The 14,323-nt window shown below is 64.7% G+C and carries 18 protein-coding genes and 2 tRNA genes; 13 read left to right on the top strand and 7 right to left on the bottom strand.

All coding sequences use genetic code 11. The features are described 5' to 3' along the window. Positions 1-70: 70 nt before the first annotated feature. From DPV74_RS16390 to DPV74_RS16375, 4 genes are all read right to left on the bottom strand, one after another. A complete protein-coding gene (locus DPV74_RS16390; RefSeq protein WP_021161560.1) occupies positions 71-901 on the bottom strand; it encodes an arginyltransferase in 831 nt (276 codons plus the stop codon). Positions 902-934: 33 nt separating this feature from the next. Then, the gene (gene aat / locus DPV74_RS16385; protein WP_119337576.1) at positions 935-1,699 is read right to left on the bottom strand and encodes a leucyl/phenylalanyl-tRNA--protein transferase; all 765 of its coding nucleotides are present in this window, start codon (positions 1,697-1,699) and stop codon (positions 935-937) included. Between the two features lie 11 nt (positions 1,700-1,710). Then, on the bottom strand, positions 1,711-2,256 hold the full coding sequence (locus tag DPV74_RS16380; protein WP_021161562.1) for an NUDIX hydrolase: 546 nt from the start codon (positions 2,254-2,256) through the stop codon (positions 1,711-1,713). A 183-nt stretch (positions 2,257-2,439) separates the two neighbouring features. Next, positions 2,440-2,516, bottom strand: a tRNA-Met gene (locus tag DPV74_RS16375). 197 nt (positions 2,517-2,713) lie between these two features. Here DPV74_RS16375 and DPV74_RS16370 point away from each other — a divergent pair. From DPV74_RS16370 to DPV74_RS16360, 3 genes are read left to right on the top strand one after another with little or no spacing between them, the layout of a single operon-like run. Then, positions 2,714-3,211: a heme-degrading domain-containing protein gene (locus DPV74_RS16370; RefSeq protein ID WP_027787634.1), complete on the top strand. Its 498-nt coding sequence runs from the start codon at positions 2,714-2,716 to the stop codon at positions 3,209-3,211. Between the two features lie 3 nt (positions 3,212-3,214). Next, positions 3,215-3,553 carry a multidrug efflux SMR transporter gene (locus DPV74_RS16365; protein ID WP_021161565.1) on the top strand — a complete coding sequence of 113 codons (339 nt, stop codon included), beginning with the start codon at positions 3,215-3,217 and terminating at the stop codon, positions 3,551-3,553. Positions 3,554-3,584: 31 nt separating this feature from the next. Continuing rightward, positions 3,585-4,745: an enoyl-CoA hydratase/isomerase family protein gene (locus DPV74_RS16360; protein WP_060358174.1), complete on the top strand. Its 1,161-nt coding sequence runs from the start codon at positions 3,585-3,587 to the stop codon at positions 4,743-4,745. Between the two features lie 115 nt (positions 4,746-4,860). Here DPV74_RS16360 and DPV74_RS16355 read toward each other — a convergent pair whose 3' ends face one another. Beyond that, the gene (locus DPV74_RS16355) at positions 4,861-5,289 is read right to left on the bottom strand and encodes a hypothetical protein (RefSeq protein WP_006484223.1); all 429 of its coding nucleotides are present in this window, start codon (positions 5,287-5,289) and stop codon (positions 4,861-4,863) included. A 340-nt stretch (positions 5,290-5,629) separates the two neighbouring features. Here DPV74_RS16355 and ssuD point away from each other — a divergent pair, with 340 nt between their 5' ends. The 9 genes from ssuD to DPV74_RS16310 all read left to right on the top strand — a co-directional run bounded on the left by ssuD (position 5,630) and on the right by DPV74_RS16310 (position 11,675). Further along, entirely contained in the window at positions 5,630-6,787 is a 1,158-nt protein-coding gene (ssuD, locus tag DPV74_RS16350; protein WP_027787631.1) for an FMNH2-dependent alkanesulfonate monooxygenase, read from the top strand. Between the two features lie 17 nt (positions 6,788-6,804). Beyond that, a complete protein-coding gene (ssuC, locus tag DPV74_RS16345; protein ID WP_059526339.1) occupies positions 6,805-7,617 on the top strand; it encodes an aliphatic sulfonate ABC transporter permease SsuC in 813 nt (270 codons plus the stop codon). After that, complete coding sequence (locus DPV74_RS16340) at positions 7,614-8,573, top strand: ATP-binding cassette domain-containing protein (protein WP_060372668.1); 960 nt, start codon at positions 7,614-7,616, stop codon at positions 8,571-8,573. The genes ssuC and DPV74_RS16340 overlap by 4 nt, the downstream gene beginning before the upstream one ends. 57 nt (positions 8,574-8,630) lie before the next feature. Continuing rightward, positions 8,631-8,846, top strand: coding sequence for a molybdopterin-binding protein (locus DPV74_RS16335; RefSeq protein WP_006476104.1), 216 nt, complete (start codon positions 8,631-8,633; stop codon positions 8,844-8,846). Positions 8,847-8,985: 139 nt separating this feature from the next. Further along, complete coding sequence (locus DPV74_RS16330) at positions 8,986-9,183, top strand: hypothetical protein (protein ID WP_114176916.1); 198 nt, start codon at positions 8,986-8,988, stop codon at positions 9,181-9,183. A gap of 55 nt (positions 9,184-9,238) precedes the next feature. Further along, entirely contained in the window at positions 9,239-9,484 is a 246-nt protein-coding gene (locus DPV74_RS16325; RefSeq protein WP_027787627.1) for a hypothetical protein, read from the top strand. 130 nt (positions 9,485-9,614) lie between these two features. Then, on the top strand, positions 9,615-10,601 hold the full coding sequence (gene dusA / locus DPV74_RS16320; RefSeq protein WP_021161571.1) for a tRNA dihydrouridine(20/20a) synthase DusA: 987 nt from the start codon (positions 9,615-9,617) through the stop codon (positions 10,599-10,601). Positions 10,602-10,658: 57 nt separating this feature from the next. Then, positions 10,659-10,734 (top strand) — tRNA-His (locus DPV74_RS16315). Positions 10,735-11,228: 494 nt separating this feature from the next. Further along, on the top strand, positions 11,229-11,675 hold the full coding sequence (locus DPV74_RS16310) for a hypothetical protein (RefSeq protein WP_119337575.1): 447 nt from the start codon (positions 11,229-11,231) through the stop codon (positions 11,673-11,675). Positions 11,676-11,925: 250 nt separating this feature from the next. Here the strand turns inward: DPV74_RS16310 and DPV74_RS16305 are convergent, their stop codons facing one another. Further along, positions 11,926-12,603 (bottom strand): VUT family protein, encoded by a 678-nt coding sequence (locus tag DPV74_RS16305; RefSeq protein ID WP_240439989.1) that lies wholly within the window; start codon positions 12,601-12,603, stop codon positions 11,926-11,928. Positions 12,604-13,133: 530 nt separating this feature from the next. Here DPV74_RS16305 and DPV74_RS16300 point away from each other — a divergent pair. Further along, on the top strand, positions 13,134-13,649 hold the full coding sequence (locus tag DPV74_RS16300; protein WP_060172114.1) for a GNAT family N-acetyltransferase: 516 nt from the start codon (positions 13,134-13,136) through the stop codon (positions 13,647-13,649). Positions 13,650-13,718: 69 nt separating this feature from the next. Here DPV74_RS16300 and DPV74_RS16295 read toward each other — a convergent pair whose 3' ends face one another. Next, positions 13,719-14,189: a hypothetical protein gene (locus DPV74_RS16295; protein ID WP_119337574.1), complete on the bottom strand. Its 471-nt coding sequence runs from the start codon at positions 14,187-14,189 to the stop codon at positions 13,719-13,721. Positions 14,190-14,323: the final 134 nt, after the last annotated feature.

Raw genomic sequence — 14,323 nt, 5'->3', positions numbered from 1 at the left:
GACAACCCGCTATTTTACCGGGAGTTGAGCGGCAGGGGCGCGCTTCGCGACCTCGCCCCCGCAGCGCGCGTCAGCCCGAGCCGGAATGTCCGCCCGGCAATGGCGCGCGGGCCAGTGCCGCGTCGACGGGCGGCAGGTCGATCCGATCCGGATCGAGTATCTTCCAGCGGCCGTCGATCAGCCCTTCGAGCGGGTGGAAGTTCGCCTTGTAGGCCATCTTCGGGCTCTCGCGGATCCAGTATCCGAGATACACGTAGGGGAGGCCGAGGCTCTTGGCTTGTTCGATCTGCCACAGGATGTTGTAGGTGCCGTAACTCGTGTGCTGGTCGTCGGGCTCGAAGAACGTGTAAACGGACGACAGCCCGTCGCCGAGGATGTCGATCATGCTGACCATGCGCAGCCTGCCGGGCTCGCCGCCCGGTGTGTCGAGGTCGCGGAATTCGACGAGGCGCGAATTGATCCGGCTCTGCAGCAGGAATTGCTCGTACTGGTCGCGGCTGTCGCGATCCATGCCGCCGCCCGCGTGGCGCGCGGACTGGTAGCGCATGTAGAGCGCGTAGTGCTCTTCGTCGTAGTGCAGCGGCGAAACTGTCGCGACGAGCGTGCGGTGCCGCTTCCACATCCGGCGCTGCGTACGCGACGGCGCGAACGCGTCGACGGGCACGCGCACCGGCACGCAGGCACGGCAGCCGTCGCAGTACGGGCGGTATGTGAAGACGCCCGAACGCCGGAAGCCGGCCTTCACGAGCTCGGTATAGATGTCGGAATTGATCAGGTGGCTCGGCGTCGCGACTTGCGAGCGCGCGACGCGGCCGTCCAGATAGCTGCACGGATAGGGCGCCGTTGCATAGAATTGCAGCGCCGAAAGCGGTGAAAGCGGCAGCTCAGTCGGATGAGTCATGGGCAGCTCTCGTTGCAGGGAGGGAGTGCCGCGCTAGCGCTCGATCCCGGAGGGGGGCACCGTTTCGGCGCGGCCCGTCAGCGTGGCGAGCACGCGCTTGTCGAACTGCCACGGAATCGGCGGTTCGGCTACCGCGCTGCGCACGTGAGCGACAAAGGCCTTGCGTGCGATCTCGCGGCCGCCGAGCGACGCTAGATGCGACGTATTCTGCTGGCAGTCTATCATTTCCAGCCCCTGCTCGCGAAGGTGCGCGACGAGCGTGGCCAGCGCGATTTTCGATGCGTCGGTCGCGTCCGCATACATCGACTCGCCGAAAAACATCCGCCCGAACGACACGCCGTACAGGCCGCCGACGCGTCGCCCGTCGTGCCAGGTCTCGATGCTGTGCGCGTTGCCGGACCGGTAGAGCGACGTGTATGCATCAATGATCTCGGCCGTGATCCATGTGCCGCGCTGGCCGCGGCGCGGCGCCTGCGCGCAGGCGCGCATCACGCCCGGAAAGTCGTGGTCGACGCGCACTTCCCATTCGGGCTCGCGCAGCACGCGCTTCAGCGTCTTGCGCAGCGAAGGCGACACCTTGAACTCGGCCGGCACGAGGATCATGCGCGGGTCGGGGCTCCACCACAGCACGGGCTGGCCGTCCGAATACCACGGGAAGATGCCGCGCAGGTATGCGTCGATGAGGCGCGACGGCAGCAGGTCGGCGCTCGCGGCGAGCAGCCCCGGCGCGCCGGTCGCGGGGCCGAGCGCGCGTTCGATGGACGGAAACGGATCGTCCGGGCCGAGCCAGGGGACCATGGGGCGAGGGCTCAGCCGTTGCGCAGCGAGCGGAAGATATCGCCGGTGTGCACCCCGTAGTCGCCGGCGGCGCGATCGGCGAAGAAGAATCGCAGGGTCTGGCTGACGGTCGGGAACGCGATTTCGTCCCACGGGATGTCGGCTTCGTCGAACAGCTTCACTTCGAGGCTTTCCTCGCCGGCTTCGAATCCCGGATCGGTGAGCCGCGCGAGGTAGAACAGGTGGACCTGGTGCACGTGCGGCACGTTGAGCAGCGTGAACAGGTTCTGCACCTCGACGCGCGCACCGGCTTCCTCGAGCGTTTCGCGCGCGGCGGCTTCGGCCGTTGTCTCGCCCATTTCCATGAAGCCCGCGGGCAGCGTCCAGAACCCGTAGCGCGGTTCGATCGCGCGGCGGCACAGCAGGATCTGATCGCCCCAGACCGGGACCGTTCCGACGACGTTGCGCGGATTCTGGTAGTGGATCGTGCCGCAGTGATCGCAGACGAAGCGCTCGCGGTTGTCGCCCGGAGGAATGCGCGCGATGACTTCGTGACCGCAGACGGAGCAGAATTTCATGTCGAGTGGAAGGGACGAGGTGATGCGAGTGTATCACCGGGTCGCGGCATTCTTGAACGCCTGCGCATGCCGGCCGCGTGTCGCGCGAAGCGGAAGGTGCCGATGCGCGAAGAGGGGAGGGAAATGCGACGGAAAAACAAAAAGCCCGGCACTGAGCCGGGCTTTTTGCATGAATCGGGACGTTGGTTGCGGGGGTAGGATTTGAACCTACGACCTTCGGGTTATGAGCCCGACGAGCTGCCAGACTGCTCCACCCCGCGTCCGTCGAAGAAATGAATTATAAGGAGTAACCCGAACGTGTGCAAGCACTTTCTGACAATCGCGTGTCGTGTCTTGTAGGGACGGTACGTTGGGCGCGTGCGCTAGAATCGAACGGTTTGTTTCGCCTCTTCGCCAGCGACGCCATGCGCGATCGCATCGGCGCCGTTGCAACTCTCATTACTGCATCGACGGATTCATGGACATCGCTCACGATCTGCAATCGATCGGCGCGCAGGAACAGGCGCTCGTGTTTCCCCATTTCGACCCGGCCCGCGCGTGGGCGCTCGGCAACCGGATGCATGCGCTCGCGGCGTCTCGCGGCCATGCGGTCGCGCTCGACATCGTCACGTTCGGCCAGCCGCTGTTCTACGCGGCGCTCGCCGGAGCCACGCCCGACAACGCCGACTGGGTGCGCCGCAAGCGCAACGTCGTCGCCCATTTCCGCCGCAGTTCGTACGCCATCGGCCTGCGCATGCAGCAGGCGGGCGCGACGCTGGCGGACAAGCACGGGCTGCCGATCGCCGAATATTCGGCGCACGGTGGATCGTTTCCGCTGACCGTCGCCGGCGCCGGCGTGATCGGCTCGATCACCGCGTCCGGGCTGCCGCAGCGCGCGGATCACGAATTCGTCGTCGAGGTGCTGTGTGCCGAGCTCGGCCACGACTACGCCGTGCTGGCCCTCGCAAGGAACTGAGCGATGCAGCTTCCCGGTTACGCATGGCTCGCGATCGCGATCGTCGCGGAAGTGGTCGGCACGTCCGCGCTGCGCGCGGCGGACGGCTTCACGCGCTTCTGGCCGTCGGCGCTCGTCGTCGCCGGCTACGGCATCGCGTTCTACTGCCTGTCGCTCACGTTGCGCACGATGCCCGTCGGCATCATCTATGCCGTCTGGTCGGGTGCCGGCATCGTGCTGATCACGCTCGTCGCGATGCTGCTCTATCGCCAGGTGCCGGACCTGCCGGCCGTGATCGGCCTCGGCCTGATCATCGCGGGCGTCGTGGTGCTGAACCTGTTTTCGAAGATGCAGGCGCACTGAGCGTGCGACTGCCATTTGCCGGATGGCCCTCATGACCGATTCCACTCCCACTTCCGCTGCCGTTTCCGCCGAATCCGCCCAGCCCGACGTACGCGCGTATGTCGCGAACCGCATCGGCTTTCTCGAACTGAACCGCCCGAAGGCGCTGAACGCGCTGTCGGTCGGCATGATCCGACTGATGCAGCAGGCGCTCGACGCGTGGCGCGACGATCCCGAGGTCGTCGCGATCGTCGTGCACAGCCCGCATCCGCGCGCGTTCTGCGCGGGCGGCGACGTGCGCTTCTTCCATGACGCATGGCAGCGCGGGGACCGCGATGCGGTCGATACGTTCTTCATCGACGAATACACGCTGAACCACGCGATCTTCACCTATCCGAAGCCTTACATCGCGCTGATGCACGGCGTCGTGATGGGCGGCGGCATGGGCATTTCGCAGGCGGCGCGCCACACGGGCGGCCTGCGTGTCGTGACCGACTCGACGAAGATGGCGATGCCGGAAACGCGTATCGGCCTGTTCCCGGACGTCGGGATGAGCTGGTTCCTCGCGCGCACACCCGGCGCGATCGGCCGCTATCTCGCCGTGACCGGCGCGACGCTCGACGCGGCCGGCGCGCTGTACGCGCAGCTCGCCGACGTCTATCTGCCCGATGCCGCGCTGCCGGCGCTGCTCGACACGCTGCGCCACGCGCGCATCGACAGCGGCGAGCAGGCCGTCGCGTGCGTAGCCGAGGCGGCCGCCGCACACAAGGTCGTGCCGACGCCCGACACGTCGGCGCTCGCCGACGCGCGCGCGGGGATCGACCGGCATTTCGCGCAGCCGGACATCGGCGCGATTCTCGCGTCGCTCGACGCCGAGCAGGATTGCGCGGCCGTCGACGGATGGGTCCAGAAGGCGACCCATGCGATGCGCGAACAGTTGTCGCCGCTGTCGATGGCCGTGTCGCTGGAAGTCGTCGGACGTGCACGCGGCGCGACGATGGCCGATTGCCTGCGGCGCGATCTCGACCTCACACGCTCGACGTTCGCGCGCGGCGACGTGATCGAAGGCGTGCGCGCGCTGATCGTCGACAAGGACCACCAGCCGGTCTGGCGCTTCAAGTCGTCCGCCGATATCGATCGTGCAGACGTGCTCGCGATGTTCGACAGCCCGTGGACACCTGACACGCATCCGCTGCGGAATCTGCAGGACTGACGTCGGGCCGACCGACGCGCGAGCCGGAAACGAAAAGGCCGCCTGCAGGTGCAGGCGGCCTTTTGCATGGATGTCGACCGCCCGGCGGCCGAAGGGCGTGGCGCTTGCGCCCGCGTTACTCGTCGCCGGCGTCGTCCGACATGAACGCACGCATGAACACGAGCGCGCCGAAGCCCCATACCGCGTTTGCCGCGAAGCCGGCGGCGAGCACGGGCATCATGTTGCCCGACGGCCAGATCCCGCGCAGCGGATCGATCGCGAACACGCGGGCGGCCGTCAGCACGATGCCGCCGAACACCAGCGCGCCGATCCACGATGCCTCGCGTTCCGGCGAGACGCGCAGCAGCCACGCCATCGGGATCGCACAGCACGCGCTGATCAGCGCATTCGCGACAAATTCAGGAATGCCGAGCGGCGCGAACGGCTGCGTGGAGAAGCCGGTTGCGGCGATCAGGTCAGCCGTATGAAGGAGTGCGAGCGTGGCTTCGCGGAAGAACAGGGCGGCCAGGAAGCCGGACAGGAATGGCAGGATGACTTTCTGCATCGATGAGTGCACCGCGGGCGCGCACGGCCGGGGCTGTACGCGCGGAGTTATTCGGATAGGTGCGCCATTATAGGGCCCGCCCGCGGTGATATTCGCTCCAGCGTCGTGCTAATCACGAAAGCGGAAAACCTAAGCTCAAAAAAATCGTTCCAAAGCCCTGTACCGATCCCTAGACTGATTTCCCAGAAACAGCCGTGCAATCGCGTCCTCGCCCGCTGCACGGCCTGACCGGCGAACCATCCCGATTCGAACGCACACCATGCATGCGCCGCTGATCCGCGACGCGAGCAGGGCGGTGTTTTTTCAAATTCCGGCAAGGACAGTCAAGCAGGAGCAGCAGATGAATGTGTTCTGGTTTATCCCCACGCACGGCGACAGCCGCTATCTCGGTACGGCCGAAGGTGCACGCGCCGCGGATTACGATTACTTCAAGCAGGTGGCGGTTGCGGCCGACACGCTCGGCTACGAGGGCGTGCTGCTGCCGACCGGCCGTTCCTGCGAGGATGCGTGGGTCGTTGCGTCGAGCCTGATCCCGGCGACGCAGCGCCTGAAGTTCCTGGTCGCGATCCGTCCCGGTATCGCGTCGCCCGGGCTGTCGGCACGGATGGCCGCGACGTTCGACCGTCTGTCGGGCGGCCGCCTGCTGATCAACGTCGTGACGGGCGGCGATGCCGCCGAACTCGAGGGTGACGGCCTGTTCGCCGATCACGACACGCGCTACGAAATCACCGACGACTTCCTGAACATCTGGCGCGGGCTGCTGTCCGCGTCGCACGACAACGGCGGGTTCGACTACATCGGCAAGCACCTGCAGTCGAAGGGCGGCAAGGCGCTGTATCCGCCCGTGCAGCGTCCGCATCCGCCGTTGTGGTTCGGCGGTTCGTCGCCGGCCGCGCATCAGATCGCGGCCGATCACATCGACACCTACCTGACCTGGGGCGAGCCGCCCGAGGCTGTCGCGAAGAAGATCGCCGATATTCGGGCCCGCGCGGAAGCCCGCGGCCGCAAGATCAAGTTCGGGATTCGTCTGCACGTGATCGTGCGCGAGACCGAGGACGAAGCATGGCGCGACGCGGAGCGCCTGATCAGCCGCCTCGACGACGAAACCATCGCCCGCGCGCAGAAGGCGTTCGCGAACATGGATTCGGAAGGCCAGCGCCGGATGGCCGCGCTGCACGGCGGCAAGCGCGGCGGCCGCGAGACACTCGAGGTGTATCCGAACCTGTGGGCCGGCGTCGGCCTCGTGCGCGGCGGCGCGGGTACCGCGCTCGTCGGCAATCCGGAACAGGTCGCGGAGCGCATGCGCGAATACGCGGATCTCGGCATCGAAACCTTCATCCTGTCCGGTTATCCGCACCTGGAGGAGTCGTACCGTTTCGCGGAACTCGTGTTCCCGCTGATCAAGGGCAACGGCGCGGCGAAGGCGACCGGCCCGCTGTCCGGCCCGTTCGGCGAGATCGTCGGCAACAGCTATCTGCCGAAGGCAGCCCAGAGCTGAGTGACAGGAGGCCTGCGATGACAACGAAAACGTCGGCGACGGGCGCGGCCCTGGCCGCCCGCGCATGGCGCGGCGTCGCGCCGTGGCTCGTGCCGCTCGCGCTGCTGGTGGCATGGGAAGTCGGCGCCCGCATCGGCTGGCTGTCGACCCGCGTGCTGCCCGAACCCGTGGCGGTCGTGCGAGCGGCCTGGTCGCTCGTGACGTCGGGGGAAATGTGGGCGAACGTGAAAGTCAGCACATGGCGCGCACTGTTCGGTTTCGCGATCGGCGGCGGTGTCGGCCTCGCGCTGGGGCTCGCGACCGGCTTGTCGAAGGCGGCCGAGGTCGCGCTCGATTCGACGATCCAGATGATCCGCAACATTCCGGCGCTCGCGATGATTCCGCTCGTGATCCTGTGGTTCGGCATCGACGAGAAGGCGAAGCTGTTCCTCGTCGCGCTCGGGGTGTTCTTTCCGGTCTACATCAACACGTACCACGGGATCCGCTCGGTCGACGCCAACCTGATCGAGATGGCGAAGAGCTATGGTGTGCGCGGCTTTGCGCTGTACCGCGACGTGATCCTGCCCGGTGCGCTGCCGTCGATTCTCGTCGGCGTGCGCTTCGCGCTCGGGCTGATGTGGGTGATGCTGATCGTCGCGGAAACGATCTCGGCGCAGTCGGGCATCGGCTACATGACGATGAATGCGCGTGAATTCCTGCAAACCGACGTGGTGGTGGTCGGCATCCTGCTGTACGCGGTGCTCGGCAAGCTGGCCGACGTGCTGGCGAAATGGCTCGAGCGCGTGACGCTGCGCTGGCACCCGGCTTATCAATCAGGAGCAAAGGCATGAATGCGACGACTTCGGCGGCCGCCTACGGCCCGCTTGCCGGCGCAGACCTCGAGGTCGAACTGGCGCAGGCGCGTGTCACGGACGGCGACGCGCGGGATGCGGCGATCCTCGACCGTGACGGCAGTGCGTCCATCGTTCCGCTCGCGCGGCGGCGGGCAGGAAGCCCGGCACCCGACGACGCGGTGACGCTGTCGGGTGTCAGCAAGCGCTTCGGCGCACGCACGGTGCTCGACGACGTCGAGCTCGGCATCGCACGCGGCAGCTTCGTCGCGATTGTCGGCCGCAGCGGCTGCGGCAAGTCGACCCTGCTGCGTCTCGTTGCCGGGCTCGAGCAGCCGAGCAGCGGCGCGCTCGTGACGCGTGGCGAAGGCGGCGGCGTGCTCGACACGCGGATCATGTACCAGGATGCGCGCCTGCTGCCATGGAAGACCGTGCTGCAGAACGTGATGCTGGGCCTCGGACGCGGCGCGCGCGACAAAGCGCGCGCGGTGCTCGACGAAGTCGGCCTGCTGGAGCGTGCGAACGACTGGCCCGCGCAACTGTCGGGCGGCCAGCGGCAGCGTGTGGCACTGGCCCGCGCGCTTGTTCACCGGCCGCAACTGCTGTTGCTCGATGAGCCGCTCGGCGCGCTCGACGCGCTGACCCGCATCGAGATGCATGCACTGATCGAGCGGTTGTGGCGTGAGCATCGGTTCACCGCGCTGCTCGTCACGCATGACGTGCAGGAAGCCGTCGCGCTCGGCGACCGCATCCTGCTCATCGAGCAGGGGCGCGTGGCGCTGGATCAGCCGGTGCCGCTCGACCGGCCGCGCGCCCGCGCATCGGCCGCGTTTGCGGCGCTGGAGGACCGCGTGCTGAAACGCGTGCTCGCCGGCGGGCCCGGTACGGACGTACAGGGCGAGGTGCACGAGGCAGACAACGTTCGACCGGTCGGGCAGATCCGCTGGGCCGTTTAAATCCGGGCGGCAGCGGCCGCCCGTTCTGAGATCTTTTTCTTCGGAGCGATCAACCTGATGAGCATCACTGCAATCAACGTACGTAACCAGTTCAAGGGCAAGGTGAAGGAGATCATTCGCGGATCCGTGGTCTCCGAGGTCGACGTCGAGACGCCGTTCGGCATCGTCACGTCGGTGATCACGACCCGGTCGGTCGACGAACTCGAACTGAAGGTCGGCGCGGAAGTCGTCGCGCTCGTGAAATCGACCGAAGTATCGATCGCACGCCTCTGAGCGCGTGTCCCGCGCCGGTGCGGCGCCGCGGGCAACCTGCCCGTTGGCGCCGCCCGGCATTTGCGCAGCGCGTTTGCCTTGGTATTCGACGTCCGGACGAAGTGCTAGGATGGAGCGACACCGATGCCGGAGGCCACGCATGACCCCCATCCTTTCCCCCGAAGCCATCGAGGCGCTGAAGTGGATCGACCAGTTCGGTGAAAGCCGGCCGGTTCCCGCTGCGTTCGACGACGTCGTCTACGCGTTGCTGAACGAGGGGCTGATCTATCAGGCTGCGGCCGACCGGGTCGACCTGACGGCCGATGGCAAATCCTTTTTGTCCAACGAATACGATTGAGCGCACGGCGCCGGCCGCGCGGGCGGCCGGCGCTGCGTCGCCACGGGAGCGTGCGATGGAACCGAGAGGCAGCGACCTCGGCGATTTCAGCGAGCCGTACCGCGGCTACGAGATCGAGGTGAAGACCGAGCAGGTCTGGGACGGCGAGCATGCGCATTACCGCGTGCTGCAGGGCGATGCCGTGCGGATCGACTGGCGGCTCGTCAAGGTGGACGGGATCCTGCTGACCGAACGACGCGTGATCGAGCGCGTGCTGGACGAGGCGCGGCGGGCGGTCGATGCGGAGCTGGGCGAGGGGTAGCGTGCATGCCGGGCAGGCCTGCCCGCTGTTGCGGTAAAATGCCGGGTTGTTTCCGCGCCGTCTGGCCTGTTGCCCGAAATCCATGTCCGTACCGTCCTCGCTTCCTCCTCGCCGCGTATCCGTCGCGCCCATGCTCGACTGGACCGACCGTCATTGCCGTTCGTTCCACCGGACGCTGACGCGCGATACGTGGCTGTATACGGAGATGATCACGACGGGCGCGCTGTTGTTCGGCGATGCCCAGCGGCATCTTGCGTTCACGCCGAACGAATCGCCGGTCGCGCTGCAGTTGGGCGGCAGCGAGCGCGACGATCTGGCGCGCGCGGCGAAGCTCGGCGAGCAGTGGGGCTACGACGAAATCAACCTGAATTGCGGATGTCCGTCCGAGCGTGTGCAGCGCGGCGCGTTCGGCGCGTGCCTGATGAACGAGCCGCAACTCGTCGCGGACTGCGTGAAGGCGATGCGCGATGCGGTGTCGGTGCCGGTCACGGTCAAGCACCGGATCGGTGTCGACGCGGTCGAGGACTACGCATTCGTGCGCGACTTCGTCGGCACGGTGGCCGAGGCTGGCTGCGAAACGTTCGTCGTGCATGCACGCAATGCGATCCTGAAAGGGTTGTCGCCGAAAGAGAACCGCGAGATCCCGCCGCTCAAGTACGACTATGCGTATCGGTTGAAGCGCGATTTTCCTTCGCTCGAGATCGTCATCAACGGCGGCATCACGACGCTCGACGAGGTTGCGCAGCATCTCGAGCATGTCGACGGCGTGATGCTCGGCCGCGAGGCGTATCACAACCCGTACGTGCTCGCGGAGGTCGATGCACGCTTCTATGGATCGACGGCAGCGACGCCGACGCGCGAAGAGGCCGAGGCGAAGCTGATCGAATACTGCGCGGCCGAACTGAAGCGCGGCACCTACCTCGGCGCGATCGTGCGGCATGCGCTCGGACTGTATCGCGGGATGCCCGGTGCACGTGGCTGGCGTCGTGTGCTGTCGGACAACAAGAAGCTCGCACGCGGCGATCTGGCCGTGTTCGACGAGGCGCGCGCGCATCTGAACGAGGCCGAAGAAGTTTTTGAAAAAAAAGCTTTGCAAGATTCAAAAGTGTTCGTATAATCTTGTTCTTCGCTGCTGAAACACAAAAGCAGCGAAGAACAAAAAGCAGTAACAGTGGTGGCTGTAGCTCAGTTGGTAGAGTCCAGGATTGTGATTCCTGTCGTCGTGGGTTCGAGTCCCATCAGCCACCCCACCGAATGCATTAACAAAACAGGCGCTTAGGCGCCTGTTTTGCTTTGCGGGAGGCAATCAGGCGCAATAGCGTCGATTCGAGCCTCGTCGTCCCCCTCCAGAGCGTTCTGCTCGCCATCCATCCATTTTGCGCATCCAGTCGGGAACAACTCGGTGTCGTGCTTGAGCTGTATCGCTCACACGAGCGGGTCATTCCGGCCAACGGTATCGCGATCGCGTAGACATGCCGAGTGTCGTACTTCGTGCAGTCGAAAATTGCGGTGCCGGGAATCCGAGTGAATGAACGCAGCCGCGCCAATGCGCCGAAAGGAGCGGGCGGTCAAATTTCCGGTTGCGTTTTGCGCGCGCTATTGGCGGAGCGGCGTTCTACGGTAAATTGATGGGCTCCACAGGATTTGGAATTCGAGGCTTCTCGGGGAATCCATGCGGTCAAAGAGTAAACCCGTTGCCCAGGCAACGGAACGGCAAACCGATTCAAGGCCAAAGATTACGGTCATGACGACTCTCAGGGTGGTGAGGGCGTCGTTTTATCTGCTCGCTGGAGTCGCGCCGGCGATGCCCCTGCTGATCTTGTCGTGGCTTGTGTTTATCCATTTTTTGCTGGATTGGACCGTGGATTGGCCTATAGCATGGTCTTTTCTTTTTTCCACCGCAGGCGGCATCGGCTTGCTTCTCGCAACTTGCGTTTTGCCGCAAAAGGCGCGAATCAAATACGTTGCGGGAGTCAGCGTTCTGTTGATCTGCGGGAGCGTCGTCAGCTTGCCGTCGGCCATTGCCTCGTTCGAAAAAATCATCGATAACCACCGAATCGGTTATCACATGCACCCGGTGGATTTTGGTGACTTTGCCCTCATCGCGTGCAACGTCGTGGCGATCGTGTATCAGCTGGAGGTGCTTGCAGCACTGCTTGTAAGACGCTTGGCCAGGGTTCCCGCCCGATAGGTTCCGATCCGCGTCATCCTCGCAACGTCATCGCGCTGTTTCCCTTTCTTGAGCAGGTGAGTCAGGCGCTGAAGCTGGCGCAAGATGCTGGATGCGCTTCGGCCTTCATCTATCAAAACGTCGTCGCCGCTATTCGGACGGCAAGCGCATGGCGATGGAGTACGGCGCAACAGGTCGGGATTGTTGCTTTTGGGCGTCCTGCCAGACGCGCATTCGAACGTAGCGAATGCCGCGAAAAGCAAACCCGTCCTCAACGATCGACCACATTGCTCGCGATTCCCGCCTGAACCGATCGAGTGTTTCGAAATACCACCCACGACCACAAGGCGCCGCCAGCCACCTTGGCGACGAACTGCAACGCGGCGATCGTCGGAAACACGGCCCCGAACGCAATAAGCGGAAAGATGATGGAGTCGACAGCCGCACCCGCGACGTTCGCGCCGTTTGCGCGCGCCAGTATCGGAAAGCGACGTGCGAGTTGAAACACGACTGCGCTCGCCACGGCTGCCGAACCGAACGCCACCAGGGACGCGACGGCGATTTCCTTGGCGGCGGGATTGAGTGCATAACTGACGACACCGGCGGCCGCGATCAACGCAAACATTCGCGACCAAAGCGCGCGGCCTCGCCAATCGAGGTGGAGCCGGTCTCGAATCGCGAGATCGAGGCCGATCAGCAGGAACGCGATGATCGGTGTTGCAGCCGGCCCGAAATGAGCGACCATCAGGTTGGCGACGGCGACCGCTGCGATATAGATCAAGACGTACATGATTCCCTTGCGGTAAAGAGTGCGCTGCGTCGATTCGGAGCCGAAGTTTGCCATACATGGCCGATTGGACAGGATATCGCCACAGTGCCGCCGGTATTCGTCAATCCATCGTCGATGCGAGATTGTATGGCCGTATTCAGTCGACGTGATGTTGCGCAATTTCCTTTTTCGACTAAGGTTCTCGCTCCCGGTGCCGTTATCTTTCCTGGACAGCCCTCGTGCCTCGAATGCTGATCCGTTTTCTTGCCTGCTCGCGTTTCGCGTGAGCAGGCTTTTTTCGTTTATGGCGGAATGAGACAGGGACTTGGCGCGAGCCGACAGCGCGCAACAGTCTTACATTGGTGTAACGTATCGACTTCCTCGTGCCCTCATGCTTTGCAGGGCCGTTCGATCCCGACAGCCAATGACAGTGTCGGGATTTTTTTTGCCTGTGCCTCGTTGTTTTGGCAACGAACTGCAGTGGTGCACGAACCCGGCATGGCGTCCGGCAGACAACTGCTGACGCGATCGCGTCAGGCGTGACGGAGGCGAACGCCTGCAAACATCACGAGCCAACGTGCGGCGACGGCGCTTGCAAGGTACGCGACGATAACCTGCGCGTGGCGACATCGAGCCTTGCGCGCCTCCACGCGGTATATTTCGCGGCGAGACGTTCCGATCAAGAGAACAAGTGGAAGGAGTGACCACCGATGCCGGAAACCCGTGCCACGCTGCGTGCCGCGACAGCGCAAGACGCACGGCACATCGCCCGCCTGCACACACTGAGCTGGCAAACTGCATACAGCCATATCTTGCCGGCGACCTACCTGTCCGACGAGGTGCCGACGGAACATGCGACCCGGTGGCGGCAATATTTCGATCGCAACGAAAACGAGCGGGGCCTGGTGCTGATCGCCGAGGCGGACGGCGAGCCCGTGGGATTCGTCAGTGCCGAGCGCCCCGTCGATCCGGCGCTGGGCGTGCTGCTCGACTGCCTGCACGTCCATCCTTCGCATCACGGAGGCGGCACGGGCAAGCACATGATCGAAGCCGTCCGTGCATGGGCGCGAACGCTCGGCGTGCACCAGGTCCATCTGAAGGTATTGGCGGGCAACGAGCGCGCGATCGGTTTCTACGAGCACAACGGATGGCAACTGGCGGGTATCGAAACGAGCCGCATCGGCCAGACGGAAGTCACCGACCGGATCTATGCGATACAGGCCTAGCCACCTGGCCACATTCGAGCGAACGGCCGCATGATGCGCGGCCATCGCCGGGCGAAAGCCGAACGTACTTCACGGTGACACGCCGCAGTACCGCACGAGCAAATCGGCTTCCGTCTCGTGCACTTCGACGGGCAGGGTCGTTGCACCTGCATAGGCAAGATAGCGAGCGCGATGCTGGCCGTTCCGGAACGACGCGACGCCGACCTTCGACAGCCCGGGGATGCCGAGCAGCGTTCGCGTTCTCGTCTCGCGAAACGTGATGTACGGCATGTCCGGAATCCTGTCCTGTTCAGGATCGAGGAATTCGCGAATGCCCGCGGCTTTTCCTGGGGCCCAGTAAAGAACAGGCGGCAACACGTAGTCCGTCGTGTCCCGGTTGGCACATGCCAGCAGTTTCGGCAGGTCGATCGTCACGACCCGGTGTCGCGTATCGTCGCACGAGAATACCCGCTTGAGGTGCGTATGGGCATACGGAGTGTGCCCGGGAAGCTGGACAATCCAGACCTCTACGCCATTTTGTTGTGCGCGGGCGAGTGCCATTTTTTCCTCTGGTATTGCAAGCGGCCGTCTTGGCCGGAGTTTAGCAGTGCGATTGCGATGGCGAAGCAGGGCAATACCCGGTACAGGAAAGCGCCGAGGGGAGTGGTGGGCAAATCAAGTACAGTCATGTGTCG

Origin of the sequence: Burkholderia sp. HAN2018, from assembly GCF_024704855.1 — a bacterium.
Taxonomy (GTDB): Bacteria; Pseudomonadota; Gammaproteobacteria; order Burkholderiales; family Burkholderiaceae; genus Burkholderia; species Burkholderia cepacia.
Note: the sequence above shows the minus strand (reverse complement) of the source record. Positions and strands in the feature narration are given on the sequence as shown.

Bases quoted from the DNA above. Each gene is read 5' to 3' on its own strand.
- DPV74_RS16390 (WP_021161560.1), bottom strand. From the start codon at position 901: ATGACTCATCCGACTGAGCTGCCGCTTTCACCGCTTTCGGCGCTGCAA.
- aat (WP_119337576.1), bottom strand. From the start codon at position 1,699: ATGGTCCCCTGGCTCGGCCCGGACGATCCGTTTCCGTCCATCGAACGC.
- DPV74_RS16380 (WP_021161562.1), bottom strand. From the start codon at position 2,256: ATGAAATTCTGCTCCGTCTGCGGTCACGAAGTCATCGCGCGCATTCCT.
- DPV74_RS16370 (WP_027787634.1), top strand. From the start codon at position 2,714: ATGGACATCGCTCACGATCTGCAATCGATCGGCGCGCAGGAACAGGCG.
- DPV74_RS16365 (WP_021161565.1), top strand. From the start codon at position 3,215: ATGCAGCTTCCCGGTTACGCATGGCTCGCGATCGCGATCGTCGCGGAA.
- DPV74_RS16360 (WP_060358174.1), top strand. From the start codon at position 3,585: ATGACCGATTCCACTCCCACTTCCGCTGCCGTTTCCGCCGAATCCGCC.
- DPV74_RS16355 (WP_006484223.1), bottom strand. From the start codon at position 5,289: ATGCAGAAAGTCATCCTGCCATTCCTGTCCGGCTTCCTGGCCGCCCTG.
- ssuD (WP_027787631.1), top strand. From the start codon at position 5,630: ATGAATGTGTTCTGGTTTATCCCCACGCACGGCGACAGCCGCTATCTC.
- ssuC (WP_059526339.1), top strand. From the start codon at position 6,805: ATGACAACGAAAACGTCGGCGACGGGCGCGGCCCTGGCCGCCCGCGCA.
- DPV74_RS16340 (WP_060372668.1), top strand. From the start codon at position 7,614: ATGAATGCGACGACTTCGGCGGCCGCCTACGGCCCGCTTGCCGGCGCA.
- DPV74_RS16335 (WP_006476104.1), top strand. From the start codon at position 8,631: ATGAGCATCACTGCAATCAACGTACGTAACCAGTTCAAGGGCAAGGTG.
- DPV74_RS16330 (WP_114176916.1), top strand. From the start codon at position 8,986: ATGACCCCCATCCTTTCCCCCGAAGCCATCGAGGCGCTGAAGTGGATC.
- DPV74_RS16325 (WP_027787627.1), top strand. From the start codon at position 9,239: ATGGAACCGAGAGGCAGCGACCTCGGCGATTTCAGCGAGCCGTACCGC.
- dusA (WP_021161571.1), top strand. From the start codon at position 9,615: ATGCTCGACTGGACCGACCGTCATTGCCGTTCGTTCCACCGGACGCTG.
- DPV74_RS16310 (WP_119337575.1), top strand. From the start codon at position 11,229: ATGACGACTCTCAGGGTGGTGAGGGCGTCGTTTTATCTGCTCGCTGGA.
- DPV74_RS16300 (WP_060172114.1), top strand. From the start codon at position 13,134: ATGCCGGAAACCCGTGCCACGCTGCGTGCCGCGACAGCGCAAGACGCA.
- DPV74_RS16295 (WP_119337574.1), bottom strand. From the start codon at position 14,189: ATGGCACTCGCCCGCGCACAACAAAATGGCGTAGAGGTCTGGATTGTC.